The organism is Noviherbaspirillum sp. L7-7A, assembly GCF_019052805.1.
In the GTDB taxonomy this organism is placed as follows: domain Bacteria; phylum Pseudomonadota; class Gammaproteobacteria; order Burkholderiales; family Burkholderiaceae_D; genus Noviherbaspirillum_A.
In genome coordinates this window covers 2,180,056-2,204,863 of record NZ_JAHQRJ010000001.1, presented here as the reverse complement: position 1 = coordinate 2,204,863, position 24,808 = coordinate 2,180,056, and the positions used below count along the sequence as shown (strand labels likewise).

Genomic DNA, 24,808 nt, shown 5'->3' with positions numbered 1-24,808 from the left:
AACGGATCAGGGAATAGATACAGTGATGGAACAGGAAATTCTGCTTGCACAGCCACGCGGCTTTTGTGCTGGCGTCGACCGGGCAATTGAAATCGTGGAACGGGCGCTGGCGCAATTCGGTGCGCCTATTTATGTGCGCCACGAGATCGTGCATAACGCCTATGTGGTCGATGACCTGCGCCGCAAGGGGGCCATTTTCATAGAGCAGCTTGCTGACGTTCCTCCTGGAAATACGCTTGTGTTTTCCGCTCATGGCGTACCGCGTTCAGTACAGGAAGAAGCCGCGCAGCGTGGCCTTACCGTCTTCGATGCGACTTGCCCGCTTGTCACCAAGGTACACGTCGAAGTGGCCAAGATGCGGCGGGAAGGCAGGGAAATCATCATGATCGGCCATGCCGGCCATCCTGAAGTGGAAGGCACCATGGGGCAGGCCGAGGAAGGCATGTACCTTGTTGAAGCCGCCGAAGACGTCGACCGCCTTCAGGTGCGCGATCCTGATCTGCTGGCCTATGTGACGCAGACAACGCTGTCAGTGGATGACACCGCCGACGTGATCGCCGCGCTCAAGCGCCGTTTCCCCCATATAGCCGAGCCCAAGAAAGGCGACATCTGCTACGCCACCACCAACCGCCAGGAGGCCGTGAAATTCATGGCGCCGCAGGTGGATCTGGTGATTGTCGTAGGTAGCCCGAACAGCTCGAACTCGAACCGCCTGCGCGAGGTCGCGCAAAAGAAAGGGACGGCGGCTTACATGGTGGATAATGCGGCGCAAATCGATCCAGCCTGGCTGGACGGTACAAGGCGCATCGGCGTGACGGCTGGCGCATCTGCACCGCAAGTCCTGGTAGATGCAGTTATTGCACAATTGAAGTTATTCGGTGCGCGCAGCGTGCGCGTATTGGAAGGAGTGGAAGAGAATGTGACGTTTCCCTTGCCCAAGGGTTTGAATGGCGTGCCTGAACCAAGTTGACGTGGCTTGGCACTGATTCAGAAGCGCGCCATGACCGGTTGTCGTTCTGGCGTAAAAAAATAACTAATTGAGCATGGCGGGCCATGGAAATCTTCCTGCAACAAATCGTCAACGGCCTGGTGCTGGGCAGCATGTATGCGCTGATCGCTTTGGGCTACACAATGGTGTACGGCGTTCTCAACCTGATCAATTTTGCCCATGGCGAGGTACTGATGATCGGTGCGATGTCGGGCCTGACCATATTGAAGCTGGTGCACAGCGCCGCCCCGGGCCTCCCTGGCGTGGTCAAGCTGATCATCGCCATCCTTGGCGCGATTCCAGTCTGTATCGTCGTTAATATTCTGATCGAGCGTGTCGCTTACCGGCGGCTGCGCAATGCGCCGCGGCTGGCGCCCCTGATTACGGCAATCGGCGTTTCGATCCTGCTGCAAACGATCGCGATGATGGTCTGGGGACGTAATCCGCTGCCTTTTCCTCAGGTGATGCCTTCCGAGTCGCTGAACCTGATGGGTGCGCTGATTACGCCGACGCAAGTCATGTTGCTGGTGCTGGCGGCGCTGTCAATGTTGTTGCTGGTGCTGCTGGTGGAAAAGACCAAGATGGGCCGCGCAATGCGGGCCACGGCCGAAAATCCCCGCATTGCCGGGTTGATGGGCGTGGACGCCAACCGTGTCATCGTCGTCACCTTCGCGGTTGGTGCGGCGCTCGCGGCAGTGGCTGGCGTGATGTGGGGGGCGAATTATTCCTCGGCCCAGTTTGCAATGGGCTTCGTGCCCGGACTGAAGGCGTTTTCGGCCGCCGTGCTAGGCGGCATCGGCAATATCTATGGCGCCATGCTGGGCGGTATCCTGCTCGGGCTGATCGAAAGCCTGGGCGCCGGCTATATCGGCGAACTCACCGGCGGGTTTTTGGGCAGTAACTACCAGGATATTTTTGCCTTCATCGTCTTGATCATCGTGCTCACGCTGCGTCCTTCCGGGCTGATGGGCGAGCGCGTTGCCGATCGCGCCTGACCGGAACATCATCCTATGGCATATATCACTCATCCGCGCGCGACGCGCAGCCGCGCCAGCCTGATCGTGCTGGCCGTTATCGTATTGGCGTTCCCGTTCATCGCGTCCAACTTTGGCAATTCCTGGGTCCGCATCATCGACCTCGCGCTGCTCTACATCATGCTGGCGCTGGGCCTGAATATCGTGGTTGGCTTCGCCGGCCTGCTCGATCTCGGCTATATCGCTTTCTATGCGCTCGGCGCCTACCTGACCGGGCTGATGGCTTCGCCACAGTTTGCTACCCTGCTCGAGTCTCTGGTGAACCAGTACCAGCCGCTGGGCGAGGCGGCGATTGCCTTTTTCGGGCCGGAGGTGGCGCAGCAGGGCATTCATCTGTCCTTGTGGGTGATTCTGCCAATGGCGGCATTGCTGGCCGGTGTCTTCGGCGCGCTGCTGGGAGCGCCTACACTGAAACTGCGCGGCGATTACCTGGCCATTGTGACGCTGGGCTTTGGCGAGATCATCCGGATTTTCATGAACAACCTCAATGGCCCGGTCAACATCACCAATGGGCCGCAGGGTATCAACCTGATCGACCCGGTGCGCATCTTCGGCGTCTCGCTGGGCGGCGAAGCGGGGTCAGGCGCCATGGTGAAGATAGGCAGCTTTTCGATGCCCTCGGTGAATGCCTATTATTTTCTGTTCCTGGCGCTTTGCCTGGCGATCGTCTTCGTTTCCTATCGCCTGCATGACTCCCGTCTGGGCCGGGCCTGGATTGCCATTCGCGAGGATGAAATTGCGGCCAAGGCGATGGGCATCAATACCCGCAACGTCAAGCTGCTTGCCTTTGCGATGGGCGCTTCCTTCGGCGGCGTTGCGGGCGGCCTGTTTGCTGCATTTCAGGGCTTCGTCTCACCCGAGTCGTTTTCCCTGACTGAATCGATTGCCGTGCTGGCCATGGTGGTGCTGGGCGGCATGGGTCATATACCGGGCGTGGTGCTCGGCGGCGTGATTCTGGCGGCCCTGCCGGAAGTGCTGCGGCATACCGTGGAACCGGTGCAGCATGCGCTGTTCGGCAAGGTGCTGGTTGATGCGGAAATCCTGCGGCAGCTGCTGTATGGCCTGGCGATGGTGGGGATCATGCTGACTCGCCCGGCAGGCCTGTGGCCCGCGCCGCGGCATGAAGATCGTCCCGAAGCCGATGTTGACAAGCCTGCGCCCAGTACCGGCGTCGCGCCGGTATAAGGGGGCAAGCCATGGAAAACAGCTTGCTTCACATTAGCGGCGCCACCAAGCGCTTCGGCGGCCTGCAAGCCTTGTCCGGCGTGGACATGCGCATTGCCAAGGGGCAGATCTATGGCCTGATCGGTCCCAATGGCGCCGGCAAGACCACCTTTTTCAACGTGCTGACGGGGTTGTACCAGCCCGATGGCGGCAGTTTCGAACTCGACGGCAAGCCGTATTCACCGTCGGCGCCGCATGAGGTCGCCAGGGCCGGCATTGCCCGCACGTTTCAGAACATCCGCCTGTTTGGCGAAATGAGCGCGCTGGAAAACGTGATGGTCGGACGCCATGTCCGCACACGCCAGGGCGTGCTGGGCGCGGTGCTGCGGCATCGGGCTGCGCGGGAAGAGGAGGCGGCGATCCGTCAGCGTGCGCAGGAACTGCTCGATTTTGTCGGCATCGGCGCCTTCGCCCGCCGTACCGCCCGCCATCTGTCGTATGGCGACCAGCGCCGTCTGGAAATCGCGCGGGCGCTGGCTACCGATCCGTTGCTGCTGGCGCTGGACGAACCTGCCGCCGGCATGAATGCCACCGAAAAACTGGGCCTGCGTGAGCTGCTGCTGAAGATAAAGGCCGATGGCCGCACGATCTTGCTGATCGAGCATGACGTCAAGCTGGTGATGGGCCTGTGCGACCGCATTACCGTGCTGGACTACGGCAAGCCCATTGCCGAAGGCACGCCAGCGGAAGTACAAAAAAACCCTGCAGTGATCGAAGCCTATCTGGGAGGATCGCATGAAGGGCCATGTATAGCCGGTTCTTGTTCTTATTAAATTTTACTTCTTATTTCAATTACTAATATTACTTATCTTAATATTAAATTCTCATTTATTCTCCATTAACTTTTACCTTCTATTATTCCCATTTTCATGTCCATCAACTTTTTTTATTTTTTTAATTTTTTTTTTTTTTTTTTTTTTTTTTTTTTTTTTTTTTATTTTTTTTTTTTATTTTTTTTTTTTTTTTTTTTTTTTTTTCTTTTTTTTTTTTTTTTTTATTTTTTTTTTTTTTTTTTTTTTTTTTTTTTTTTTTTTTTTTTTTTTTTTTTTTTTTTTCTCTTTTTTTTTTTTTTTTTTTTTTTTTGTTTTTTTTTTTTTAAACACACACATTTGGGGGGGGGGGGGGGGGGGGGGGGGTGGGGGGGGGGAAGCCGTCGATGGGACTGTCACCCATCATGGTGGAGCGCATCTTTGAAGTGGTGCGCAATGTTGCTGCCCAGGGCGTGACGATCCTTCTGGTGGAACAGAATGCGCGGCTGGCACTGCAGGCCGCGCATCGTGGCTATGTGATGGAATCGGGCCTGATCACGATGAGCGGCCCGGCGCAGGCCATGCTGGATGACCCGAAGGTGCGCCAGGCCTATCTGGGCGAGGAATAAGCTGCCTTCTCAGGCGCGTCGCCAGAACGCCCATTTCGACAGCAAACGCTCGCTCGCGCTGCGGGCATCGGTCAGCGCGCCTGCCGGCATCAGCTTCAGGAGGGCAGGAATGCCAAAGGCAAGAATGGTGGCATCGTCCAGCCAGCCCAGTACGGGCAGCGCATCGGGCACGAGGTCGATCGGGCTCAGCAGGTAGACCGCCAGCAGGCCGGCGCCCAGCTTGACCGCCAGCGGCGTGGCCGGATGGCGGCAGGCAAACCACAGGATGGTGACTTCACGGCCGGCCAGCCGGGCCAGACGGCGCAAACGATTGAACATGTCAGATACTCCTTGGAAAGTCGCCCACGGCTGCTTGCCGCGCTGCCCTGTATCTGGGGGCGCTGCCGTGATTTAAAGAGGCCGATGCATCGATTTAATCGTTAAGTGGTGAATTGGGCGAAATACATATCAGAGTGGCATAATCCACGCACTATTAAAAAAGGAGCCAACATGGAGTACACCTTCACGCCGCCTGCCCAGGCTGTCGTTCCAGTTGCCGGAAGCACCCAGATGTTCCCGGTTCACCGCGTTTATTGTGTCGGCCGCAATTATGTTGAGCATGCCAAGGAGATGGGCCACACCGGTCGCGAAGCGCCTTTCTTCTTCCTGAAGCCCGCCGGTGCGCTGCTGCCGGTTGCCGCCGGCGCCACCGGCGAAATGCCCTATCCGGCAATGACATCCGACCTGCACCATGAAATCGAACTGGTGGTTGCCATCGGCAAGGCCGGACGCGACATTCCCGCAGCGCAGGCGGGCGACTATATCTGGGGCTATGCCGTTGGCCTGGACATGACCCGCCGCGACCTGCAGGGCGAGGCCAAGAAGCTGGGCCGTCCGTGGGATACCGGCAAGGGTTTTGACAAGTCGGCGCCGATCGCACCGCTGCATCCGGTAGCTGAAACCGGCCTGCTGGAAAAGGGCAATATCCGCCTTGACGTCAATGGCGCTGCGCGCCAGAACAGCGACGTCAGCAAGCTGATCTGGAACGTTGCCGAAACTATCGAGCACCTGTCGCGCTACTTCGAACTGCAGCCTGGCGATCTGATCTTCACCGGTACGCCTGAAGGCGTGGCAGCGGTGCAGAAGGGCGATCTGCTGGAAGGCAGCGTCGAGGGACTGACCCCTCTGTGCGTCAAGGTGATCTGATGAGTCTGAAGCTCTATACGTATTTCCGCAGTTCGGCGTCGTTCAGGGTGCGCATTGCGCTGAACCTGAAGGGCCTGGATGTGGATATGGTGCCGATTCATCTGGTCAGGCAGGGCGGCGAGCAGCTGACCGAGGAATTCCGGCGCATCAATCCGGAAGCGCTGGTGCCGGCGCTGGTGGACGAAGAGGATGAAAACGGCAGCCAGGTGCTGACGCAATCCCTGGCCATCATGGAATACCTGGACGAGATGTATCCGGAGCCGCCGCTGTTGCCGGCCGCGCCGCTCGACCGGGCCTATGTACGCAGCATTGCGCTGGCGATCGCCTGCGACATTCATCCGCTGAACAACCTGCGGGTGTTGCGCTACCTGGTGCGCGATCTGAGAGTCAGCGAGGAAGACAAGAATGCCTGGTATCGCCACTGGTGCGAACAGGGCCTTGCAGCGCTGGAGGCCAAGATCAACGCCGACGGCCGCGCCGGCAAGTTCTGCTTCGGCGACACGCCCACGCTGGCTGACTGCTGCCTGGTGCCGCAGATCTTCAATGCAAGGCGGCTTGACTGCGACCTGTCTGGCATGCCGACCCTGCTGCGCATTACGGAAAACTGCGCAAAGGTGGATGCATTCGCGCAGGCGGAGCCTTCAAGGCAGCCGGACGCGGAGTAAGGCTTCGTTCCATTCCAGGCTGCAGCCCGCAGCGTGCATGAGTTAAAAAAAACCGCTGCAACGGGAATCCGTCGCAGCGGTTTTTATTTCACAGATTGCCGAACCGGCTCAATAGCGATAAACCCTGCCGTTGTCTATCCGTACCCGGTTGCCGATGTTCATGTCGCCGATCGATTCCTGGGTGAAGGTCTGGTAGGTGCCATTGTCCAGCCGCACGCCGATCTGATAGGCGGTCCCGCCCTGGCGGTTGCGTTGCTCGACCTGGTTGCCCACTACGGCGCCGCCCACTGCGCCTGCGGCGGTGGCTACCGCGCGGCCAGTGCCGCCACCGACCTGGTTGCCCAGAATGCCGCCAGCCAGTGCGCCAATGACCGTACCCGCATTGATGCCGCTATTGCCGCCAGCGGTGTTGACCACCTGGATCGAGTCCACCACGCCGTAGCTGGTGTAATAACCTTGCTGGCCCGCCGGAGCAGGATAGGGGGACGACGCTGCCGGCGGATAGCCGGGGGATGCGCAGCCCGCCAGGAAGGTGGAAGCGGCAAGGGCCGATGCGATGATGATGCGATTTGTTTTCATATGACCTCCTGATATTGTGATCACAGCCTAATCCTGGTTGGTCGCGGGGGTCTGTACGGCATCGAACAGAATCGGACAGGGCCATTGCGGACCAGGTTGGCTGCGTGGCGGCGTCAAGCCAGTTCCGATTCTATGCGGCCTGATCAGTGTGTTGCCAAGCTTGTTACAGCTGATTACCTTCGGCGCCATCCCCATTGCGTTAGCCGGCCTGCCCGGTTTCTTTGCTTCACTCTTGCCGAATTCTTGCTGTAAATTGAGCCGATACGTTTCATCGCTTCCCGTTTTTCGTCTGGATCCCGGATTGTAGATAAGCAAGACAGGCAATACCTATCATGATGACTGACTTCGACTGGCCCATACCGCCGCACTTCCAACTTGCCACTGACGCCATCGGCCCCGAGCCGGCGATGCTGGCCATGCACGATGGCCAGCGCGCGGCGGGAACGCTGGTGCGGCTGGATCCCGGGCACGGCCTCATTGAATTCCTGATGCAGAAGTCGCTGCTCGCCAGCCAGATCGGGTTCCGCGAATTCAAGAGCTTGCGCCTGACGCGCCCGATTGCGCTCAAGCCGCTGCCACTGGACCAGGGCGATCAGTTCGACCCGGCCAGCATTTCCTTGCGCAAGCGTTGCATCGTCAATTTCAAGGATGGCGACAGCCTGATTTCGGAAACCATCGGCTACGTCGAGCATCCGTTTGGCCTGTTCCTCTTCCTGTGCAGCTATGGCGACGATGTGCTGCGCTGGTTCATTCCGGCTGGCGCGATCGCCAGCTATCAGATCGGCGAGCAGCTCGGCCAGTTGCTGGTGGAAGGCAAGCTGGTAAGCCAGGATGCAGTCGATCTTGGCCTGCAAAAGCAGGAAGCCCTGCGTTCCCAGAAGCTGGGAGACTATCTGCAGAAGCAGCATATCGTCAGCCAGGAGCAGGTTGAAAAGGCATTGCAGCAGCAGAAGGAGATGCCGCATATCAGGCTGGGCGAGGCGCTCCTGCAGGAAGGACTGATCTCCCTTGCGCAGCTGGAAGAGGCGCTGAGCCTCCAGACGCGCGATCGCAAGACGCACCTCGGTGAGATTCTGGTCGAAATGGAAGTCGTCAAGCGCGACACCCTGCGCCGGGTGCTGGCCCAGAAGCTGGGCATTCCGCTGGTCAGCCTGCGCAAGTTCGATTTCGACCTGAACCTGATCAAGTCGGTGCCAGCCGACCTGGTGCGCAAGCACCAGATCATGCCGCTCTACCGTACCGAGACCCGCATGGTGGTCGCGCTGGAAAACCCGCTTGCCATCGAAGGCCTGCAGGCGCTCGGCTTCTACACCAAGCTGAAGATCGACCCCGTGATGGCGTCGGCGGACGACCTCAGTGGCGCCATCCGGAAGTTCTACGGAAGCCAGGGCAGCCGGGAAAGCATGGAAGACCTGGTGTTCGAGCTGGGCGGCACCGACCTTGTCACGCCCGCAAGCCTCATCAGCGTGATGGACGATGTGTCGGAGTCGGACAATACGCTGGTGCGGCTGGTCAACAAGATCATCATGGATGCCTACGAGGATGGCGCGTCGGACATTCATATCGAAACCATGAAAGGCAATCGGCCCACACGGGTGCGCTTTCGCAAGGAAGGCGTCATGTCCCACTATTCCGACATTCCCGCCAACTTCCGCAATGCGCTGGTGTCGCGGCTGAAAATCATGAGTCGCCTGGATATTTCCGAGAAGCGGCGCTCGCAGGATGGCAAGATCGATTTTTCCCAGTTCGGCCCGGCCCGCATCGAACTCCGTGTGCTGACCATGCCGACGACCGAAGGCCTGGAAGATGTGGTAATGCGCATCCTGAGCGCGCCCAGGGTGGTGTCGCTGGACGGCCTCGGCCTGTCGCCTCATGCGCTGGAAGGCATACGCAAGATCGCGGCGCGGCCCCATGGCCTGCTGTTCGTCTGCGGTCCGACCGGCTCCGGCAAGACCACGACGCTGCATTCCATCCTGGCGCACATCAACACGCCGGAACGCAAGATCTGGACGGTCGAGGACCCGGTTGAAATCACCCAGGAAGGCCTGCGGCAGGTGCAGGTTCAACCGCGGATCGACTGGACTTTCGCCGCCGTGCTGCGCAGTTTCCTCCGCGCCGACCCCGACGTGATCATGGTCGGTGAAACCCGCGACGTCGAAACCGCGCGCACGGTGATCGAAGCCTCGCTGACAGGTCACCTGGTCTTTTCAACCATGCATACCAACAGCGCCGCTGAAAGTGTCGTGCGGCTGCTCGACCTTGGCCTGGACCCGTTCAATTTCGGCGATGCCCTGCTGGGCGTGGTCGGCCAGCGCCTGACCCGCCGCCTGTGCGCCTCCTGCCGCATCGCCCACACCGCTTCAGACGACGAACTGGCGATGCTGGCCTATGAATACTGCCTCGATACCAGGCTGGCGCCCGACAAGGTGCTGGCCGGCTGGCATGCAAGCCATGCCGGCAAGGATGGCAAGCTCACGCTTTACCGCGCCCATGGCTGTGAGGAATGCAGCGGCAGCGGTTACAAGGGTCGGTTGGGCATTCACGAGCTGTTGATCAACAGCGTCACGATCAAGCGCATGATCCTGAACCGGGCGAGCGTGGCCGAGCTGACGGCGCAGGCAATGGAGGAGGGCATGACGACGCTGCGCCAGGACGGCATTGCCAAGATCCTGCAGGGCTATACCGACTGGGAGCAGGTGCGCGCCCTGACGAGCTAGCTTCGTGCGCCTGTGCTGCAGACCTGCGGGCGCAGGCTCTGCCGGCAGCTATCCCACCCGCTCTTCGCGGATGCGCCAGGCGCCGTCACGGCGGATCAGCATCAGGGTTTTCTGGTCGGTCGAGCGCAGCTTGTCGGAACTGAAGTGCTGCGTGAACTGCACGGTTGCCCGGTCGCCATTGAGCGTCACTTTGGCCGCTTCCACCTTGACGGTGATGTGCTGCTTGCTGGTGATGCGTTCGGTACGCTCGGCGGCCCATTTCCCGTGGCTCATGCCGCGCGGCGTCACAAAGTCGCTGCTGTAGGCGGCGAGGTAGCCATTCACATCGCGCGCGCTCCAGGCATTGGCCCATGCCTTGATTGCATCAAGGACAGCAGCCTGCTCGGAATTGCTGGCCGGAGCAGTCTGCTCGGTGGTGGATTTCTGCGCCGCCCCCTTGTCCTGAGCCGGCCTGGCAACGGCTGCCGTATTGTCCGCCATGGCCAGCGCGCCTTTTACAGGAAGGGCAACCGGCTTGACCACGCCTCCCGCCGACTGGACATTGCCGCGCAGGGCCGCTACCTTGGCCCTGGCATTGGCGTTGCCATCGAGCTTGGCTGCTTTCTCGTAAGCCTGGCTGGCCAGCTCAATATAGATATCGCCCAGATTTTCGAAGGCCATGCCGTAGCCGGGATTGTTGGCGGTCGCCTTGTCCAGCGCAATGCGCGCGCTTTCATACTGGCCGTTTGCGGCATACAGCACCGCCAGGTTGTTATAGGGTTCAGGAAGATCCGGATAGTCTTCGGTGAGCTTGAGCAGAAGTGTGATGGCCTCGGGCGTTTTGCCCTGTTGCGCAAGGATGATGGCTTTGTTGAAGCGCATCTTGGCGTTCCCGGGATTGAGCATCAGCAGGCCTTCCACCCTCCTCAGTGCCTCGGCAAGCTGCCCGCTTTGCATGAGCCGGGTAATGTCCGCCTGCTCATCGACCGGGCCGGCCTGGAGATTGCCGGCAATGACACCGGCGAGCAGAATGGCTGCGCCGGACCGGATACCGTGACGCCGGCACCGCTTGAGGAGGTGGGAAATTACCATGGTTTATTCAAGGTAGATGATGGAGGGAAACCATATGGTACATCGGCGCATGAACTGTTCAATGGAAGTCCAGTGCCATTGCCGAAATCTCGTCGGTTTTTACCGTTTCAAGCGCTATGCCAATGGCACGAACTATCTCGCGGTAAGTGGAAAAGTCGAACGGCTGCGGCGCCAGCAACAATCCTCTCAGGTAGGGCAGCAGGGCATTACTGTCTTTCAGCGCATCGATCATTGGATGCACATCGGGGAAGTCCGCAATGGTCCGACGCTCCTGCGCCCCCGCGCTCCAATGGCTGACTTCCGCCGGAAACCAGGCCTGGAGTTGCGCCTTGACCGCTTGAATGCGGTCATCGTCTTCCAGAGTCCGGTACAGCGTCAGTAGATACAGGCCAGGCGCCGGGGAGAGCATGTCCTCGCGTTCCATATAGGGCTGCAGCAAGTCCGCTGCCCGTTTCGGATTGTGTTCGGCCATCCAGGCCTCCGCCGCCAGCAACATGTCGGCCACCTGCATGGCATGGCTCTGCGCAGGGCCATCCACCATGACCTGCACCGCCATCTCGGCAGTTGCCGGCGCCTGGTCACGCAGCCCGTCTATTTGCTGTTCGATCAGCTGCCATGATGCCGGCATGTCAACCGCGTCCGGCGGCGTGGTCGCTACCGGCAACTCATGCGGATGCGCGCCCCAGTCGAATGCGGCGGGCTGGATGGCCGCTGTCGCCGCTGTCGCCATAATCCCGGCTGGCGGTGGTTCCCGGAGCGGTGCGGCAGGAGCGGAATGCAAGCGGTCTTCACTGGCCGGTGCCGTGCCTCTGGCTGCATTCGTTTCCGGCATCACCGTATCGAATGGCATGGCAAGCATCGCCAGTTCGTCATGATGACGACGCTGGTCCTGACGGCGGCGCCACAGCAGCCAGCCGCTGGCTATCATGCCAACGAGCGCCAGCGTTGCCAGCACGCTTGCCCAAAGCGCCGGGATCATGTCCCGCCGTTCCGCTTCCATGGCCTTGCGTTCATCGTCCATCTGACGCCTGGCCTCCAGCGCGTCCTGCCGGGCTGTTTTCATCGCAAGTTGCGCATCCCGCAACTGAGCCTGGGCGTTGGCGGTAGGATTCTCTCCGCGCAGCAATGCCGCCACGCGCTGCTGGTCTGCGCGCAGCGCCGCCAGCCTGGCAGGGTCGTTTTCCACGCGCGGCTCGGACAGGCTGGTTGCATGGCGCAAAACCAGGCTGGCGCGCACCTGTTCAATTTCCGCATCGCCGGTGGCCAGCGTCAGCGTGCTCTTGCCTGCAACTGGTGTTTTCGGCGGGGAGGGCGTGGCGCTCCTGCGTTGCGCGATGGTGGCAGACGGCGCGGCAACTGCCGGTTTCGCAGTTCGGGCTTTCACCGGGGCTGGCTGTGTCGTATCTGGCTGCCTGGTGCTGCGCTGTCCGGTTTCGCTGGCATGCGGAGCGAACAACTGCGCAACCGGTACCGGATCGAGCAGTACCTGGTATTCACGCCTGACTGCGCTGGCGCAACCGATTTCCACCGTGATGCTGACCACCGGCTCCGCAATGCTTTCACGGCCGTTGATGCGTATGCTCGCATTGGCTCCGCTTCCGGTTACCGCAGCGGATGGCCTGGAAAGCACATTGCCATCCAGGGCCTGCACGCGCGCCTTCAGGCAGTTGGCAGCCAGCTCTTCCGTGGCAATGCCATATACCGGAACCGTGGCCTGCAGCGGATTGCCAAGGCCGGACTGCACCGTGAGCGGCCCAAGTCCCAGCGCCTGCGCAGGAACGCTGGAAGCAGCCAGAGCGCACAGCAGTAGCCTTTGCACAGGCCGTGGTGTTGCAAGATGCTTCATGATTGTTGAGCCGATTGACGGATTTTCGACCGAAAGATGAACAATAAAGGATGGCGGAAGGTGACATATCCTCGAACAGAGGAGTTTCCGTATGTTAATTCCTCGGCTGTCGCCGAAGCACCACAGGCTTGCCCATTGCGATCGCGGCGCTGTCCCTCCAGAGTCGTTTTGCGGCAGTCCGCAAGCCGAAGGTTTGATCGAATCTAAACAACGCAATGCGCCATACGAACCAATCGGCCAGGCGCAATGTCATCCGGTGATACCGGCCCACAGTCCGTACGGTCGCGCCTTGGCCGACACGGTCCGGCAGCCGGCTTCGCAGACGGCTCCACGAGCCTCATTCAGGAGAACGATGATGGTAAACAGACTTGTTACAGTAGCGGCCCTGGCCGTTGGCGGCATGTTGTTGTCCAAGCGGATGGGCAAATCGCGCGGATCCGGCATGCTTTCTTCCACATCCGAATCGATCGATGTGAATGTGCCCGTGCGCACGGCCTATAACCAGTGGACCCAGTTCGAAGACTTTCCGAAGTTCATGGACAGCGTTCATGAAATCCGCCAGATAGACGACACCCATCTTCACTGGCGCGCCGACGTCGCCGGCAAGCCGGAGGAATGGGATGCCGAGATCACGGAACAGATTCCGGACAAGCGCATCGCCTGGCGCAGTACCGGCGGCGTGAAGAATGCCGGCGTGGTGACCTTCCACAAGATTTCCGACAATGTCACCCGCATCATGCTGCAGATGGACTACGACCCGCAAACCATGGATGAAAAGATAGGCGACGCGCTTGGGCTGGTGAAAATGCAGCTTAAAGGTAACCTGAAGCGGTTCAAGGAAATGCTGGAAAGCCGCGGCCAGGAAACCGGTGCCTGGCGTGGCAAGGTGACGGAACATTGATCGGCGTAACCCGGTGTTGGCCCACGGCGCGTCGTTGCCCCTGCCGACGGCGCGCCATGCCTGGCAAGCTAGATAGTCCAGATACCATCGGCGATTGGCCATGAATGAAGCGCCAAGCGCCGTACTTCATGGCGCAGTCTTGTGAGGCTGAATGAGACAGCCGGAAAGCGGGATGGAAAGCCAGGCACTGGTGCCGGAGAGGGCTGCTGCATTGAAACTTGGTCCCGCCGACAGGAATCGAACCTGTATCTAGCGCTTAGGAGGCACTCGTTCTATCCATTGAACTACGGCGAGACGCGGGTAAGAAAGCGCTGGGCGCTGAATTACGCCCGAGATTATAGCTGACATTGCGGCAATCTCCAGTCCCGCCGACACAGGCGGTACAATGCGGCCTCCGATCACCCCCTCTCTGGAACACCATGGCAGTCATTTCCCTTTCCAATGCCCAGCTGGCATTCGGTCACGTCGCATTGCTGGATCATGCGGAATTCTCCCTGGAACCGGCTGAACGGGTAGGGCTGATTGGCCGTAACGGCACCGGCAAGTCCTCGCTGCTGAAGATCATCGCCGGCACGTCCAAACTGGACGATGGCCTGATGGTGATGCAGCAGGGCCTGAAAATCGCCTACGTGGAACAGGAGCCGCAGTTCTCGCCTGACATGTCGGTGTTCGATGCCGTCGCGGCCGGGCTGGGCGACCTGCCTGGCCTGCTGGCCGAATACGATCACCTGACCACCCAGTTCGGCGGCGACAACGATGACGCGCTGATGGAGCGCATGCATGAAATCCAGATGCGCCTCGATGCCGCCGATGCCTGGACATTGAACAACCGCGTCGAAACCACGCTGGACCGGCTCAACCTGGAGAAATCTTCCCTGATGGGCACGCTGTCAGGCGGCATGCAGAAACGGGTTGCGCTTGCCTGCGCCCTGGTCAGCGCACCGGATGTGCTGCTGCTGGACGAGCCGACCAACCATCTCGATTTCACCTCCATCATGTGGCTGGAAGGCCTGCTGCGCGACTTCCGTGGCAGCGTGCTCTTCATCACCCATGACCGCAGCTTCCTGGACAATGTCGCCACTCGCATCATCGAACTGGACCGCGGCCGCCTGCTGTCCTTTCCCGGCAACTTCAGCACCTACCAGAACCGCAAGGCGGAACTGCTGGAAAACGAGGAAGTGGAGAACGCCAAGTTCGACAAGTTCCTGGCACAAGAAGAGGTCTGGATACGCAAGGGCGTGCAGGCCCGCCGTACCCGCGATGAGGGCCGGGTGCGACGCCTGGAGCAGTTGCGCCTGCAGCGCAGCGCGCGGCGGGAGCAGCAAGGCCAGGTCAAGCTGGACGTGGCAACCGGCGACCGCTCCGGCAAGATCGTCGCGGAACTGGTCGAGGTCAACAAGGCTTTTGGCGACAGGGTCATCGTCGACAACTTCAGCGCCACCATCCTGCGCGGCGACAAGGTTGGACTGATCGGGCCGAATGGCGCCGGCAAGACCACGCTGCTGAAGCTGATCCTCGGCGAGGAGCAGGCGGACAGCGGCACGATACGCCAGGGTGCCCGCCTGCAGGTGGCATATTTCGACCAGATGCGCGCCCAGCTCAATGAGGAAGCCAGCCTGGCCGACACCATCGCACCGGGCAGCGACTGGGTGGAAATCAACGGGCAGCGCAAGCATGTGATGACCTACCTGAACGACTTCCTGTTCGTCCCCGAGCGTGCCCGTTCGCCGGTCAAGTCGCTGTCGGGCGGCGAGCGCAACCGGCTGCTGCTGGCCCGGCTGTTCGCCAAGCCGGCCAATGTGCTGGTGCTGGACGAACCTACCAACGACCTCGACATCGATACTCTGGAGCTGCTGGAAGAACTGCTGGAGGAATACAACGGCACGGTATTCCTGGTCAGCCACGACCGGATGTTCCTGGATAACGTCGTCACCCAGGTGATCGTGGCAGAGGGTGAAGGCAACTGGAAGGAATACATTGGCGGCTATACCGATTGGGAGCGTGTGCGCGCCGTACCCGAGCCGCGTGCCACGGCGCCCAAGGCCGAGGCCAGGGCACAGCCCAGGGAAAAGCCGTCCGCGCCGGCACCTGCGCCCAAGGCAAAAAGGCTCAGTTCCAAGGAACAGCGTGAACTGGACGAATTGCCGGCCCTGATTGCGGCGCTGGAAGCCGAACAGAAGTCGATCACGGAAAAGCTGGCCGATCCCAACCTGTATCGCGAGCAGCCGGCGGAGGTCAAGAAGCTCAACGAGCGCTACGCGCAACTCGACGAGCAATTGATGGCCAGCCTGGAAAAATGGGAAGCGATCGAAGCCAGAAGCAAGGCCTGATGCCGATGGGGCAGGGCCCGGTGCGCGCCTGATTCAGTTCAGGCGCCGCGCCGCTTCCTTCAGGAAAGGCAGCATCTGGCGCAGCATCGCCGCGTCCTGGGCATGCGGCCTTTGCGCCAGATAGTCTTCGATATCCTTCAGCGCAGCCTGCGGGCACTCCAGATTGGCATACGCCATGCCGCGGTCGCGCCGTTCCGCCAGGTCATCGGGTAGCAGGATCACCAGCCGCTGCTGCACGCCCAGCGCCAGTTCCCACTCGGCGCGCTCGAAGTACAGCGCCTTCAGGTTGCGCAGCATGCGCACCAGGATTTCCCGCGGACGGGCTTCGTGGAGATAAGCCGACAGCGCGCTGTCCCGGTCCGGGCTCTGCGCAAGATAGGGCTCCAGCCGTTCTTCCAGTTCCTCGCGTGACAGGCTGGCGCCGGTGAGCGGATCAAGCACGATATCGCCGGACTGCACCGACAGCTTCATCAGGAAATGTCCCGGAAAGGAAATGCCCTTGATGTCCAGGCCGATCTGGTGCGCCAGTTCCATGTAAAGCACCGCCAGGGAAATCGGGATGCCGCGCCGGGAGTCGAGCACCCGGTTCAGGTAACTGTTCGACGGATCGTAATAGTCGTTGACGTTGCCGGCAAATCCCAGCTCCTGGTAGAAGAAATGGTTGAGCAGCCGCAGCTTCTGTACCGGCGAGGTATCCGAAGGCAGCCTGCGGCGCAGGCGGGCCGCCATGGTATCGACCTGCAGCTGGGTAGCCGCCAGGTCCAGTTGCGGATCGGCATCCTGGGCAATGGATAAGGCCGCCTCAAATAGCGGAATCGTGTTGTCCTGCTGCACCAGCGCCGCGAAGAAATCGAGATTCTTGATCATGGTGGTGTGACCGTGGACTGATGCTGGCGTTGCACGAATCGGACCGACATTCCTCAACGCGCAATGCGTTTGAAGTCGGAAAAGCGGAATCCGGTCAGTAACAGCGCGCCGAAATACACCGCGCCGCCCACCGCCATCACCAGAAACAATGCGGCCATGCGCAGCAGAGGATGGGCCTGCATGGCAATCCAGTCGAAATGCCCGGCAACCCACATCGTTGTTCCCGCCAGAAGGAACAGGGCGCCGGCCAGCCGGGCCAGGAACAGGCCCCAACCCGCCTTTGCCTGGTAAATGCCGCGGCGCCGCAGCCCGAGGAAGAGAAAGGCGGCATTCAGACAGGCACCCAGGCCGATCGACAACGCCAGCCCGGCGTGTGCGATCCAAGGCACAAACACTACGTTCATCAATTGTGTCGCTATCAGAACGCCGATAGCGATCTTCACCGGCGTGCGGATGTCCTGGCGTGCATAGAAGCCCGGCGCGAGTATCTTGACGACGATCAGGCCGATCAGGCCTACGCCATAGGCGATCAGCGCGCGGCCAGTCATGTGGACTGACTGCACATCGAATTTGCCGTAGTGGAACAGCGTCGTCGTGATCGGCTCCGACAGGGAGGCCAGCGCAACCGCGGCTGGCAGGGCCAGCAGGAAGGTCAGACGCAGGCCCCAGTCGAGCAGCGCGGAGTATTCTGCCGTGTCGCGATCCGCATGGGCCTTGGAAAGGCTGGGCAGCAGGATGGTGCCCAGCGCCACACCCAGCAGGCCGGTCGGCAATTCCATCAGCCTGTCGGCATACGACAGCCAGGAAACGCTGCCGTTTTCCAGATGGGACGCGATGTTGGTGTTGATGATGAGGCTGATCTGGGCCACCGACACGGCAAAGGTGGCCGGCACCATCTGCCGCAGCACCCGCCGCACGCCCGCATCGGACAGGGCAATGCGCGGATTCCATGACAGCCGTGGCAGCATGCCTATCCTGATAAGCGGAGGAATCTGTATCGCCAGTTGCAGCACGCCGCCGATAAAAACGGCAATCGCCAGCGCGTACACCGGCTGATCAAGCAAGGGCGCGAGGAACAGGGCGGCTGCGATGAAGCTCAGATTCAGCAGGACAGGGGTGAATGCCGCCACCTTGAACTGCCGCCAGGTGTTCAGAATGCCGCCCGCCAGCGCCACCAGCGACATGAAGACAATGTAGGGGAACATGATGCGGGTCATCGTCACCGCGGCCGAGAAGGCATCGGGATCGGACTTCAGGCCCGTGGCCATCAGGTACACCACCGCCGGCGAAGCCAGAATGCCGAGCGCACAGGTGGCAAGCAGGGTCCAGAGCAGGATGGTCGCCACATGGTCGACCAGGCTGCGGGTGGCCGCCTCGCCTTTCTGGTTCTTGTATTCGGCCAGGATCGGGACGAAGGCCTGGGAAAACGCGCCTTCCGCGAACAGCCGGCGCAGCAGATTGGGAATCCGGAAGGCAACGAAGAATGCGTCGGTGTACGAGGAGGCGCCAAATGCGCGGGCAATCAGAAACTCGCGGATCAGGCCGGTTACCCGGGACACCATGGTCATGCCTGACACCGCGGCAAGGGTTCTATGCAAATTCATGGCCGGCATTATAGCCCGGCAGGGGTTGCAACCCAGGCAAGTCCACGGTATTGTGCCGGCTCGAAGCGCATAGTGCTTTACCGCCCGGTGCAAAACGGTTTATAATCTGAGGCTTTATTGAATTGGTTTCGCAACTGGTAGGTGTTGCGAACGCAACCGACCACGTTTAGGGAATTTCATGGCAAATACCGCACAAGCACGCAAGCGTGCTCGTCAAGCAGTCAAGCAGAACGCACACAACTCCAGCCAGCGCTCGACGCTGCGTACCGCCATCAAGGCAGTTCGCAAAGCGATCGAAGGCGGCGACAAGTCCGCAGCGACCCAAGTTTTCCAGTCCTCGATTTCGATCATCGATCGCATCGCCGACAAGAAAATCATCCACAAGAACAAGGCAGCTCGTCACAAGAGCCGTCTGTCCGCTGCCCTGAAAGCACTGGCCTAAATAGCCTCCGGTCAGTCATCGACTGGCCAGAAGCCGCAGCGCCAGAAAACCCCGTCAGTTCTGAACTGACGGGGTTTTTGTGTTTCTTTATCGGAAAAGGCGGCTTGCTCGGCTGCTTTGGCAACTGCTTATTGGCGCGCCTTCGGCAGGCCGGCGATCACGGTACCCGGCTTGATATTCTTCTGCGCAAACCATCCCTTGTTCATTTCCAGCGCATAGCTTGCCTGGCTGCTGGCGCAATGGGAATTGGTGGTTTGCGGCTGCATGTCTTCGATGTTGATGATCTTGCCGCCCTCGTCAATAAAGGCCACCGATAGCGGCACCAGGGTATTTTTCATCCACATGCAGACCTGGGCAGGCCGATTGAACAAAAACACCATGCCGGCATTGGGCGCCAGTTTTTCCCGGAACATCAGGCCTTGCTGGCGCTGTGCCTCCGTGGCTGCTACTTCTGCCTGTATGACATACATGCCGGCAGTCAGGGATACCACAGGAAATTGCGGTTCTGCATAAGCACTGCCCAGCGGCAGGAGGGCAGTCGCCAGAATCGAAACTAGTGTCGAAATTTTCATGCGCAGCAGTGTAAACCAAAAAAAGGCAGACCGAGTCTGCCTTTCCTGACGAATTCCGCTTGGATTACTTCGATGCTGCCATTTCGGAAGTTTTTGCCTTTTTCGATTTCTTTGCCTTCTTGGCTTTCTTCGTGGTTGGTGCCGCGGCGGGCGCGGCTGGCGTTGCTGGCGTTGCAGCAGCGGCTGGCGCAGCTGGCGTTGCCGGGGTGGCCGGTGCAGCGGTGTGTGCTGCGGCGAAAGCGGAAAGCGAGAACAGACCTGCGACGACTGCGGCTATCAGTTTTTTCATTTTCTATCCTTCAGTGCGGTATCTGGTTTGATTATTGGAAGATTCTTGCGAATCACTGGGAGTAACGCATCATCGTGGCAATGGTTGACAGGCATTAAACAAATAATCAAAAGAAATAAATTGCGTTCCGATGCGGATGTGCGCCGACTTGCTATCATGCACTGCCCTCATTTCCGCCGTGACCCATGTCCCGCATTGCTCTGACCGGATTCCTCCTTGCCGCTACCTTGATACTCGCAGGCCATGGCCGTGTCGCTCTGGCAGCACCCTTCCTGCCGCAGGCCGACGACCAGGTTCTGGAAAACCTGCCATTGCGTCCGAACGATCCGGTTGCGCGTGAAATGCGCCAGTTGCGGGAACAACTGCGCGCCGATCCTCGCAACGTCGCCATTGCCACCGCGCTGGCCAGCCGGTATTACGGCCTTGTGGGGGAAGAGGGCGATCCACGCTACCTCGGTTATGCCCAGGCGGCGCTGGCGCCCTGGTGGGACATGCCTGAGCCACCGGTGGAAGTCCAGGTACTGCGGGCGGGCCTGGCCCAGTTCCGGCATGACTTTGATGGCGCGCTGAATGATCTGGGCAGCGTTTTGCGACGCGATCCAGACCACGCCCAGGCACGCGCCCTGCGCGCCACCATTCACATCGTGCAGGCCCGCTATCAGGAAGCCAGTGCCGACTGCCTGCGCCTGCGCGGCGTTACCAGCGAACTGATTGCCGTCGGTTGCACCGCGATGGTGGATGCCCTGACCGGCAAGCTCGACAGCGCTCATGACCGGCTGGCCGATACCCTGGCCGCCCATCCGGAAGCGACAGCCGCGGAGAAGCTCTGGGTATTAATCCGCCTGGCCGAAATGGCGCAGCGGCAGGATCGTCCCCTGGCTGCCGAGTCCTATTTCCGCCAGGCGCTTGGTCTTGGCATCACCGATACCTTTCTCCTTGCTGCCTATGCCGATTTCCTGCTGGACCATAAACGCTATGGTGAAGTGGTCGCCATGCTGAAGGACAGGACGCCATCGGACGGACTGCTGTTGCGCCTGGTGCTGGCGGAAACCCGGCTCAATCTGCCGGTCGCCGAGGCGCATGCCGGCACACTGGCCGCGCGCTACGAGGCTGCCCAGCTGCGCGGCGACACGGTGCACCAGCAGGAAGAGGCGCGGTTCCGTCTCCAGATCTATCACGATGAAAAGAATGCCCTTGTTCTCGCCCGGGAGAACTGGAAGGTGCAGAAAGAGCCGCGCGACGCCCGCATCCTGCTCGAAGCGGCCCTGGCCGCCAGGTCTCCGGCTGCCGCCGCACCGGTCGTTCAATGGCTGAAGGAGAGCCGGATCGAGGATGCGCGGCTGCGTGATCTTGCCAGGCAGCTCGGCGAGGTGCGTCGATGATACGGCTGCTCATCGGGCTGGCGTTTTTCCTGTGGTCGATTTGCGCGCACGCGCACAAGCCCAGCGACAGCTATCTGTCCCTGTCGGTAAAAGAAGATGTGGTGACCGGCCAATGGGATATCGCCCTGCGTGACCTGGACTTTGGCATCGGTCTCGATACCGATGCCAACGGCGCCATTACCTGGGGCGAGCTGCGCTCTCGTCAGACCGAGATTGAAGCCTATGCCTTGTCGAAGCTGCAAATTTCCAGTGCCGGATCGTCATGTCCCGTGCAGCCAGGCCCGCTGCTGGTCGACAACCACACCGACGGTGCCTATGCCGTGCTGCAGTTCAAGGCGCAATGCGCGGCACTGCGGGAAAGCCTGCAGGTACGCTACCGACTGTTCTTCGATATCGACCCGCAGCACAAGGGCTTGCTACGTCTGCAATACCAGGGGGCTTCGAGCACCGGCATCTTCAGTCCCGACAAGGCTGACCAGCAGTTTTCCCTCAGTGCGCCAAGCCGGATGCAGCAGTTCCTCGATTATCTGCGCGAAGGCATCTGGCATATCTGGATCGGTTACGACCATATCCTGTTCCTGCTTGCGCTGCTGTTGCCGGCGGTTGCGGTGCGCGAGGCAGGTGCCTGGAAGCCGGTGTCGGCATTCCGGCCGGCATTCTGGAATGTGCTGCGCATCGTCACTGCCTTTACCGTCGCGCATTCCATCACGCTGACCCTGGCCACGCTGGGCGTGGTCAGCCTGCCGTCGCGCTGGGTGGAGTCCACGATCGCCGCATCGGTGGTGATTGCAGCCCTGAATAATGTGTTTCCCCTGTTCCGCGAGCGGCGCTGGGTGATGGCATTTCTCTTTGGCCTGATCCATGGTTTCGGCTTTGCCAGCGTGCTGTCCGACCTGGGGCTGCCGCAGGATGCGCTGGCGCTGGCACTGGTCGGCTTCAATGTGGGCGTCGAGGTCGGACAACTTGCAATCGTCGCTGTCTTTCTGCCATTGATTTATGTGTTGCGCCGAAGCTGGCTGTACCGCAGGCTCCTGCTGCTTGGCGGATCGGTTGTGATTGCCGTCCTTGCCTCCATCTGGCTGGTCGAGCGTGCCGCAAATATTCGCCTGTTGAGTTTTTGAAAGCGTTTCGCCAGCAGGTGCTGTGCGCACTTGGTTAGGAGGCGTCAAGGACGCCGCATCTCGAGCGGCGAGACTTCCATCCATTCCCCTGGCAGCAGCGGATGGCTGGCAAGCGCGTAAGGGCCGATGGCTATGCGTATCAGGCGCAAGGTTGGCAGGCCAACTGCTGCAGTCATCCGGCGCACCTGCCGGTTCTTTCCTTCCGTCAGGGTCAGTGCAAGCCAGTTCGCCGGTATGCCGGCCCTCGCCCGGATGGGCGGCGTGCGTGGCCACAGCCAGGCTGGTTGCTCAATCCTTACTGCCTGACAAGGCAGGGTAATGAAGTCGCCCAGGTCAAGCGGCGCGCGCAGCCGCTGCAGTGCCTCGTCGGTCACGACTCCCTCCACCTGCGCCAGGTAGGTCTTGGCCAGCTTTTGCATCGGATGACTGATGTCATGCTGCAGACGACCGTCGTCGGTCAACAGCACCAGGCCCTCACTGTCGGCGTCCAGGCGGCCGGCGGGGTAGATGCCGGGAATCGCCAGGTGATCCGCCAGGGTCGGTCGGGTGGCGTGGGCGGAAAACTGGCACATGACCTGGAAGGGCTTGTTGAACAGGATAAGAGGCATGGGGAAAGGATGGCGGCAGCGATGTACGACACCGGATTGTACTGGGCTCGCAGGCAGAGGTTGCATCTACTGGTCGGCCGCACCAACGGTGTAGAGTAGAATTGTGATGCTTAATGCAACACAGGTCCTACGTCTTATATAGGAACGGCTTGAAACCAGTCAGGACGTCGAAGCAAATTCAGCCTCCAAGCTGCAGGCATGTTCCTCTATCTGAAATCATTTTTTCCTAGGCCTTCCTTCCGGAGACAACGATGTATCAGCATATACAAGTGCCTGCAGAGGGCAGCAAGATTACCGTCAACGCAGATTTTTCCCTCACGGTCCCAAGCAATCCCATCATTCCCTACATCGAGGGCGATGGCACCGGCGTGGATATTTCCCCGGTCATGATCAAGGTGGTTGATGCCGCCGTCGCCAAGGCTTACGGCGGCCAGCGCAAGATCAGCTGGATGGAGATTTACGCCGGCGAAAAATCGACCAGCGTCTATGGTCCCGATGTCTGGTTGCCTGAAGAAACCCTGGAAGCCGTCAAGGACTATGTGGTCTCGATCAAGGGACCGCTGACCACGCCGGTGGGTGGCGGCATTCGCTCGCTCAACGTCGCGTTGCGCCAGGAACTCGATCTCTATGTGTGCCTGCGCCCGGTGCGCTACTTCAAGGGCGTGCCCTCGCCGGTGCGCGAGCCGGAAAAAACCGACATGGTGATCTTCCGTGAAAATTCGGAGGACATCTATGCAGGCATCGAATGGGCGGAAGGCTCGGACGGCGCCAAAAAGCTGATCAATTTCCTGGTCAATGAAATGGGCGTGAAAAAGATCCGCTTCCCGGAAAGTTCAGGCATAGGCATCAAGCCCGTCTCGCGCGAAGGCACGGAAAGGCTGGTGCGCAAGGCGATCCAGTATGCGATCGACAATGACAAGCCTTCCGTCACGATCGTCCACAAGGGCAACATCATGAAGTACACCGAGGGTGGCTTCCGAGACTGGGGATATGCGCTGGCGCAGCGCGAGTTTGGCGCCGGGATGATCGATGGCGGCCCGTGGTGCAGGTTCAAGAATCCAAGGACGGGCAAGGAAATCATCATCAAGGATTCGATTGCCGATGCATTCCTTCAGCAAATCTTGCTGCGCCCGAATGAGTACAGCGTGATTGCGACCCTGAACCTGAATGGCGACTACATTTCCGACGCGCTGGCTGCCCAGGTTGGCGGTATTGGCATTGCGCCCGGTGCAAACATGTCCGATTCGGTGGCGATGTTTGAAGCAACCCACGGCACTGCGCCAAAGTATGCCGGCAAGGACTATGTCAATCCGGGTTCGCTGATCCTGTCGGCCGAGATGATGCTGCGTCACATGGGCTGGGTGGAAGCTGCCGACCTGATCATCGCCTCGATGGAAAAGGCTATCAGCTCCAAGAGGGTCACATATGACTTTGCGCGCCTGATGGAAGGGGCGAGCCAGGTATCCTGTTCCGGCTTCGGCGATGTGATGATCGAAAGCATGTAAGGCGCTTGCACGCCTGACGAAAAAGCCGGATCGCATCCGGCTTTTTTTGTTTATGGCTCAGCACGATCGAACACATCTGCTCCGGCGCGTATACAGACAAAAAAAATCCCCGCTGCGCGGGGATTTTAATGCTGTCCGTTCGGATCTCAGGAAGCAGACTGGATGTTCGAAGCTTGCTTGCCTTTTGGGCCCTGCGTGACGTCGAAATTCACTTTTTGACCTTCTTTGAGAGTCTTGAAACCACTCATGTTGATTGCGGAAAAGTGTGCAAACAGATCTTCGCCGCCGTCATCAGGAGTAATAAAGCCAAAACCTTTGGAATCATTGAACCACTTAACGGTACCAGTTGCCATAAAAGCGTCTTTCAAATATTAACAATCACACGAGCCGTAAAAGCAGAAGCTTCATGCAACGCTGCCCCCTCTTATAACCTGCTCACTTCGATCAATAATGCTTGATTGCATTAATTGATAATCTACATTGTTCGCGGAAATTTTAAA

Annotated in this window: 24 protein-coding genes, 1 tRNA gene and 1 pseudogene; 14 read left to right on the top strand and 12 right to left on the bottom strand. The window is 59.9% G+C overall.

The genetic code is table 11. The annotated features are described in order from the left end of the window. Positions 1–25 precede the first annotated feature (25 nt). The 4 genes from ispH (at position 26) to KTQ42_RS10040 (ending at position 4,019) form a co-directional block, all read left to right on the top strand. Positions 26–970 (top strand): 4-hydroxy-3-methylbut-2-enyl diphosphate reductase, encoded by a 945-nt coding sequence (ispH, locus tag KTQ42_RS10055; RefSeq protein ID WP_217345376.1) that lies wholly within the window; start codon positions 26–28, stop codon positions 968–970. An 83-nt stretch (positions 971–1,053) separates the two neighbouring features. Beyond that, the gene (locus KTQ42_RS10050) at positions 1,054–1,983 is read left to right on the top strand and encodes a branched-chain amino acid ABC transporter permease (protein ID WP_217345375.1); all 930 of its coding nucleotides are present in this window, start codon (positions 1,054–1,056) and stop codon (positions 1,981–1,983) included. Positions 1,984–1,998: 15 nt separating this feature from the next. After that, a complete protein-coding gene (locus KTQ42_RS10045) occupies positions 1,999–3,207 on the top strand; it encodes an ABC transporter ATP-binding protein (protein WP_217345374.1) in 1,209 nt (402 codons plus the stop codon). 11 nt (positions 3,208–3,218) lie between these two features. After that, the gene (locus KTQ42_RS10040) at positions 3,219–4,019 is read left to right on the top strand and encodes an ABC transporter ATP-binding protein (RefSeq protein WP_217345373.1); all 801 of its coding nucleotides are present in this window, start codon (positions 3,219–3,221) and stop codon (positions 4,017–4,019) included. 174 nt (positions 4,020–4,193) lie between these two features. Here KTQ42_RS10040 and KTQ42_RS10035 read toward each other — a convergent pair whose 3' ends face one another. After that, positions 4,194–4,349 carry a hypothetical protein gene (locus tag KTQ42_RS10035; RefSeq protein WP_217345372.1) on the bottom strand — a complete coding sequence of 52 codons (156 nt, stop codon included), beginning with the start codon at positions 4,347–4,349 and terminating at the stop codon, positions 4,194–4,196. A gap of 44 nt (positions 4,350–4,393) precedes the next feature. On the opposite strand from KTQ42_RS10035, the pseudogene KTQ42_RS10030 reads away from it, so the two are divergent. Continuing rightward, a pseudogene (locus KTQ42_RS10030) lies at positions 4,394–4,624 on the top strand (ABC transporter ATP-binding protein); the annotation flags it as partial. A gap of 9 nt (positions 4,625–4,633) precedes the next feature. Here the strand turns inward: KTQ42_RS10030 and KTQ42_RS10025 are convergent. After that, on the bottom strand, positions 4,634–4,942 hold the full coding sequence (locus tag KTQ42_RS10025) for a YkvA family protein (protein WP_217345371.1): 309 nt from the start codon (positions 4,940–4,942) through the stop codon (positions 4,634–4,636). 171 nt (positions 4,943–5,113) lie between these two features. Here KTQ42_RS10025 and KTQ42_RS10020 point away from each other — a divergent pair, with 171 nt between their 5' ends. Next, the gene (locus tag KTQ42_RS10020; protein ID WP_217345370.1) at positions 5,114–5,809 is read left to right on the top strand and encodes a fumarylacetoacetate hydrolase family protein; all 696 of its coding nucleotides are present in this window, start codon (positions 5,114–5,116) and stop codon (positions 5,807–5,809) included. Positions 5,810–5,814: 5 nt separating this feature from the next. Then, positions 5,815–6,474: a maleylacetoacetate isomerase gene (gene maiA / locus KTQ42_RS10015; RefSeq protein WP_217346895.1), complete on the top strand. Its 660-nt coding sequence runs from the start codon at positions 5,815–5,817 to the stop codon at positions 6,472–6,474. Positions 6,475–6,582: 108 nt separating this feature from the next. Here maiA and KTQ42_RS10010 read toward each other — a convergent pair whose 3' ends face one another. Further along, a complete protein-coding gene (locus KTQ42_RS10010; RefSeq protein ID WP_217345369.1) occupies positions 6,583–7,053 on the bottom strand; it encodes a glycine zipper 2TM domain-containing protein in 471 nt (156 codons plus the stop codon). 332 nt (positions 7,054–7,385) lie between these two features. Here KTQ42_RS10010 and KTQ42_RS10005 point away from each other — a divergent pair, with 332 nt between their 5' ends. Then, positions 7,386–9,770: an ATPase, T2SS/T4P/T4SS family gene (locus KTQ42_RS10005; RefSeq protein ID WP_217345368.1), complete on the top strand. Its 2,385-nt coding sequence runs from the start codon at positions 7,386–7,388 to the stop codon at positions 9,768–9,770. A gap of 48 nt (positions 9,771–9,818) precedes the next feature. Here KTQ42_RS10005 and KTQ42_RS10000 read toward each other — a convergent pair whose 3' ends face one another. Both KTQ42_RS10000 and KTQ42_RS09995 read right to left on the bottom strand, forming a co-directional pair. After that, positions 9,819–10,841 (bottom strand): tetratricopeptide repeat protein, encoded by a 1,023-nt coding sequence (locus KTQ42_RS10000; protein WP_217345367.1) that lies wholly within the window; start codon positions 10,839–10,841, stop codon positions 9,819–9,821. A 58-nt stretch (positions 10,842–10,899) separates the two neighbouring features. Then, positions 10,900–12,687, bottom strand: coding sequence for a hypothetical protein (locus tag KTQ42_RS09995; RefSeq protein ID WP_217345366.1), 1,788 nt, complete (start codon positions 12,685–12,687; stop codon positions 10,900–10,902). A 442-nt stretch (positions 12,688–13,129) separates the two neighbouring features. Here KTQ42_RS09995 and KTQ42_RS09990 point away from each other — a divergent pair, with 442 nt between their 5' ends. After that, the gene (locus tag KTQ42_RS09990; RefSeq protein WP_249222708.1) at positions 13,130–13,588 is read left to right on the top strand and encodes an SRPBCC family protein; all 459 of its coding nucleotides are present in this window, start codon (positions 13,130–13,132) and stop codon (positions 13,586–13,588) included. A gap of 219 nt (positions 13,589–13,807) precedes the next feature. Here KTQ42_RS09990 and KTQ42_RS09985 read toward each other — a convergent pair. After that, positions 13,808–13,882: transfer RNA gene (locus KTQ42_RS09985), tRNA-Arg, on the bottom strand. Positions 13,883–14,007: 125 nt separating this feature from the next. On the opposite strand from KTQ42_RS09985, the gene KTQ42_RS09980 reads away from it, so the two are divergent. Continuing rightward, on the top strand, positions 14,008–15,918 hold the full coding sequence (locus KTQ42_RS09980; protein WP_217345365.1) for an ATP-binding cassette domain-containing protein: 1,911 nt from the start codon (positions 14,008–14,010) through the stop codon (positions 15,916–15,918). A gap of 33 nt (positions 15,919–15,951) precedes the next feature. Here the strand turns inward: KTQ42_RS09980 and KTQ42_RS09975 are convergent, their stop codons facing one another. Then, complete coding sequence (locus KTQ42_RS09975) at positions 15,952–16,785, bottom strand: tetratricopeptide repeat protein (protein WP_217345364.1); 834 nt, start codon at positions 16,783–16,785, stop codon at positions 15,952–15,954. A 53-nt stretch (positions 16,786–16,838) separates the two neighbouring features. Further along, positions 16,839–18,389: a murein biosynthesis integral membrane protein MurJ gene (gene murJ / locus KTQ42_RS09970; protein WP_217345363.1), complete on the bottom strand. Its 1,551-nt coding sequence runs from the start codon at positions 18,387–18,389 to the stop codon at positions 16,839–16,841. Positions 18,390–18,567: 178 nt separating this feature from the next. On the opposite strand from murJ, the gene rpsT reads away from it, so the two are divergent. Beyond that, a complete protein-coding gene (gene rpsT, locus KTQ42_RS09965) occupies positions 18,568–18,831 on the top strand; it encodes a 30S ribosomal protein S20 (RefSeq protein ID WP_194712287.1) in 264 nt (87 codons plus the stop codon). A 128-nt stretch (positions 18,832–18,959) separates the two neighbouring features. Here rpsT and KTQ42_RS09960 read toward each other — a convergent pair whose 3' ends face one another. Both KTQ42_RS09960 and KTQ42_RS23950 read right to left on the bottom strand, forming a co-directional pair. Further along, a complete protein-coding gene (locus KTQ42_RS09960) occupies positions 18,960–19,403 on the bottom strand; it encodes a DUF192 domain-containing protein (protein WP_217345362.1) in 444 nt (147 codons plus the stop codon). Between the two features lie 64 nt (positions 19,404–19,467). Beyond that, positions 19,468–19,692 (bottom strand): hypothetical protein, encoded by a 225-nt coding sequence (locus tag KTQ42_RS23950; protein ID WP_249222707.1) that lies wholly within the window; start codon positions 19,690–19,692, stop codon positions 19,468–19,470. Positions 19,693–19,877: 185 nt separating this feature from the next. Here KTQ42_RS23950 and KTQ42_RS09950 point away from each other — a divergent pair, with 185 nt between their 5' ends. Both KTQ42_RS09950 and KTQ42_RS09945 read left to right on the top strand, forming a co-directional pair. After that, positions 19,878–21,074, top strand: coding sequence for a hypothetical protein (locus tag KTQ42_RS09950; RefSeq protein WP_249222706.1), 1,197 nt, complete (start codon positions 19,878–19,880; stop codon positions 21,072–21,074). After that, entirely contained in the window at positions 21,071–22,195 is a 1,125-nt protein-coding gene (locus KTQ42_RS09945) for a HupE/UreJ family protein (protein WP_217345360.1), read from the top strand. The genes KTQ42_RS09950 and KTQ42_RS09945 overlap by 4 nt, the downstream gene beginning before the upstream one ends. A 44-nt stretch (positions 22,196–22,239) precedes the next feature. Here the strand turns inward: KTQ42_RS09945 and KTQ42_RS09940 are convergent, their stop codons facing one another. Continuing rightward, a complete protein-coding gene (locus KTQ42_RS09940) occupies positions 22,240–22,803 on the bottom strand; it encodes a pseudouridine synthase (RefSeq protein ID WP_217345359.1) in 564 nt (187 codons plus the stop codon). 251 nt (positions 22,804–23,054) lie between these two features. Here KTQ42_RS09940 and icd point away from each other — a divergent pair, with 251 nt between their 5' ends. Further along, on the top strand, positions 23,055–24,308 hold the full coding sequence (gene icd / locus KTQ42_RS09935; RefSeq protein WP_217345358.1) for an NADP-dependent isocitrate dehydrogenase: 1,254 nt from the start codon (positions 23,055–23,057) through the stop codon (positions 24,306–24,308). A gap of 146 nt (positions 24,309–24,454) precedes the next feature. On the opposite strand, the gene KTQ42_RS09930 is transcribed toward icd, so the two are convergent. Further along, positions 24,455–24,661: a cold-shock protein gene (locus KTQ42_RS09930; RefSeq protein ID WP_217345357.1), complete on the bottom strand. Its 207-nt coding sequence runs from the start codon at positions 24,659–24,661 to the stop codon at positions 24,455–24,457. Positions 24,662–24,808 lie beyond the last annotated feature (147 nt).

Coding starts and splice junctions, on each gene's coding strand:
- ispH (WP_217345376.1), top strand. CDS start 26: ATGGAACAGGAAATTCTGCTTGCACAGCCACGCGGCTTTTGTGCTGGC.
- KTQ42_RS10050 (WP_217345375.1), top strand. CDS start 1,054: ATGGAAATCTTCCTGCAACAAATCGTCAACGGCCTGGTGCTGGGCAGC.
- KTQ42_RS10045 (WP_217345374.1), top strand. CDS start 1,999: ATGGCATATATCACTCATCCGCGCGCGACGCGCAGCCGCGCCAGCCTG.
- KTQ42_RS10040 (WP_217345373.1), top strand. CDS start 3,219: ATGGAAAACAGCTTGCTTCACATTAGCGGCGCCACCAAGCGCTTCGGC.
- KTQ42_RS10025 (WP_217345371.1), bottom strand. CDS start 4,942: ATGTTCAATCGTTTGCGCCGTCTGGCCCGGCTGGCCGGCCGTGAAGTC.
- KTQ42_RS10020 (WP_217345370.1), top strand. CDS start 5,114: ATGGAGTACACCTTCACGCCGCCTGCCCAGGCTGTCGTTCCAGTTGCC.
- KTQ42_RS10010 (WP_217345369.1), bottom strand. CDS start 7,053: ATGAAAACAAATCGCATCATCATCGCATCGGCCCTTGCCGCTTCCACC.
- KTQ42_RS10005 (WP_217345368.1), top strand. CDS start 7,386: ATGATGACTGACTTCGACTGGCCCATACCGCCGCACTTCCAACTTGCC.
- KTQ42_RS10000 (WP_217345367.1), bottom strand. CDS start 10,841: ATGGTAATTTCCCACCTCCTCAAGCGGTGCCGGCGTCACGGTATCCGG.
- KTQ42_RS09995 (WP_217345366.1), bottom strand. CDS start 12,687: ATGAAGCATCTTGCAACACCACGGCCTGTGCAAAGGCTACTGCTGTGC.
- KTQ42_RS09990 (WP_249222708.1), top strand. CDS start 13,130: ATGCTTTCTTCCACATCCGAATCGATCGATGTGAATGTGCCCGTGCGC.
- KTQ42_RS09980 (WP_217345365.1), top strand. CDS start 14,008: ATGGCAGTCATTTCCCTTTCCAATGCCCAGCTGGCATTCGGTCACGTC.
- KTQ42_RS09975 (WP_217345364.1), bottom strand. CDS start 16,785: ATGATCAAGAATCTCGATTTCTTCGCGGCGCTGGTGCAGCAGGACAAC.
- murJ (WP_217345363.1), bottom strand. CDS start 18,389: ATGAATTTGCATAGAACCCTTGCCGCGGTGTCAGGCATGACCATGGTG.
- rpsT (WP_194712287.1), top strand. CDS start 18,568: ATGGCAAATACCGCACAAGCACGCAAGCGTGCTCGTCAAGCAGTCAAG.
- KTQ42_RS09960 (WP_217345362.1), bottom strand. CDS start 19,403: ATGAAAATTTCGACACTAGTTTCGATTCTGGCGACTGCCCTCCTGCCG.
- KTQ42_RS23950 (WP_249222707.1), bottom strand. CDS start 19,692: ATGAAAAAACTGATAGCCGCAGTCGTCGCAGGTCTGTTCTCGCTTTCC.
- KTQ42_RS09950 (WP_249222706.1), top strand. CDS start 19,878: ATGTCCCGCATTGCTCTGACCGGATTCCTCCTTGCCGCTACCTTGATA.
- KTQ42_RS09945 (WP_217345360.1), top strand. CDS start 21,071: ATGATACGGCTGCTCATCGGGCTGGCGTTTTTCCTGTGGTCGATTTGC.
- KTQ42_RS09940 (WP_217345359.1), bottom strand. CDS start 22,803: ATGCCTCTTATCCTGTTCAACAAGCCCTTCCAGGTCATGTGCCAGTTT.
- icd (WP_217345358.1), top strand. CDS start 23,055: ATGTATCAGCATATACAAGTGCCTGCAGAGGGCAGCAAGATTACCGTC.
- KTQ42_RS09930 (WP_217345357.1), bottom strand. CDS start 24,661: ATGGCAACTGGTACCGTTAAGTGGTTCAATGATTCCAAAGGTTTTGGC.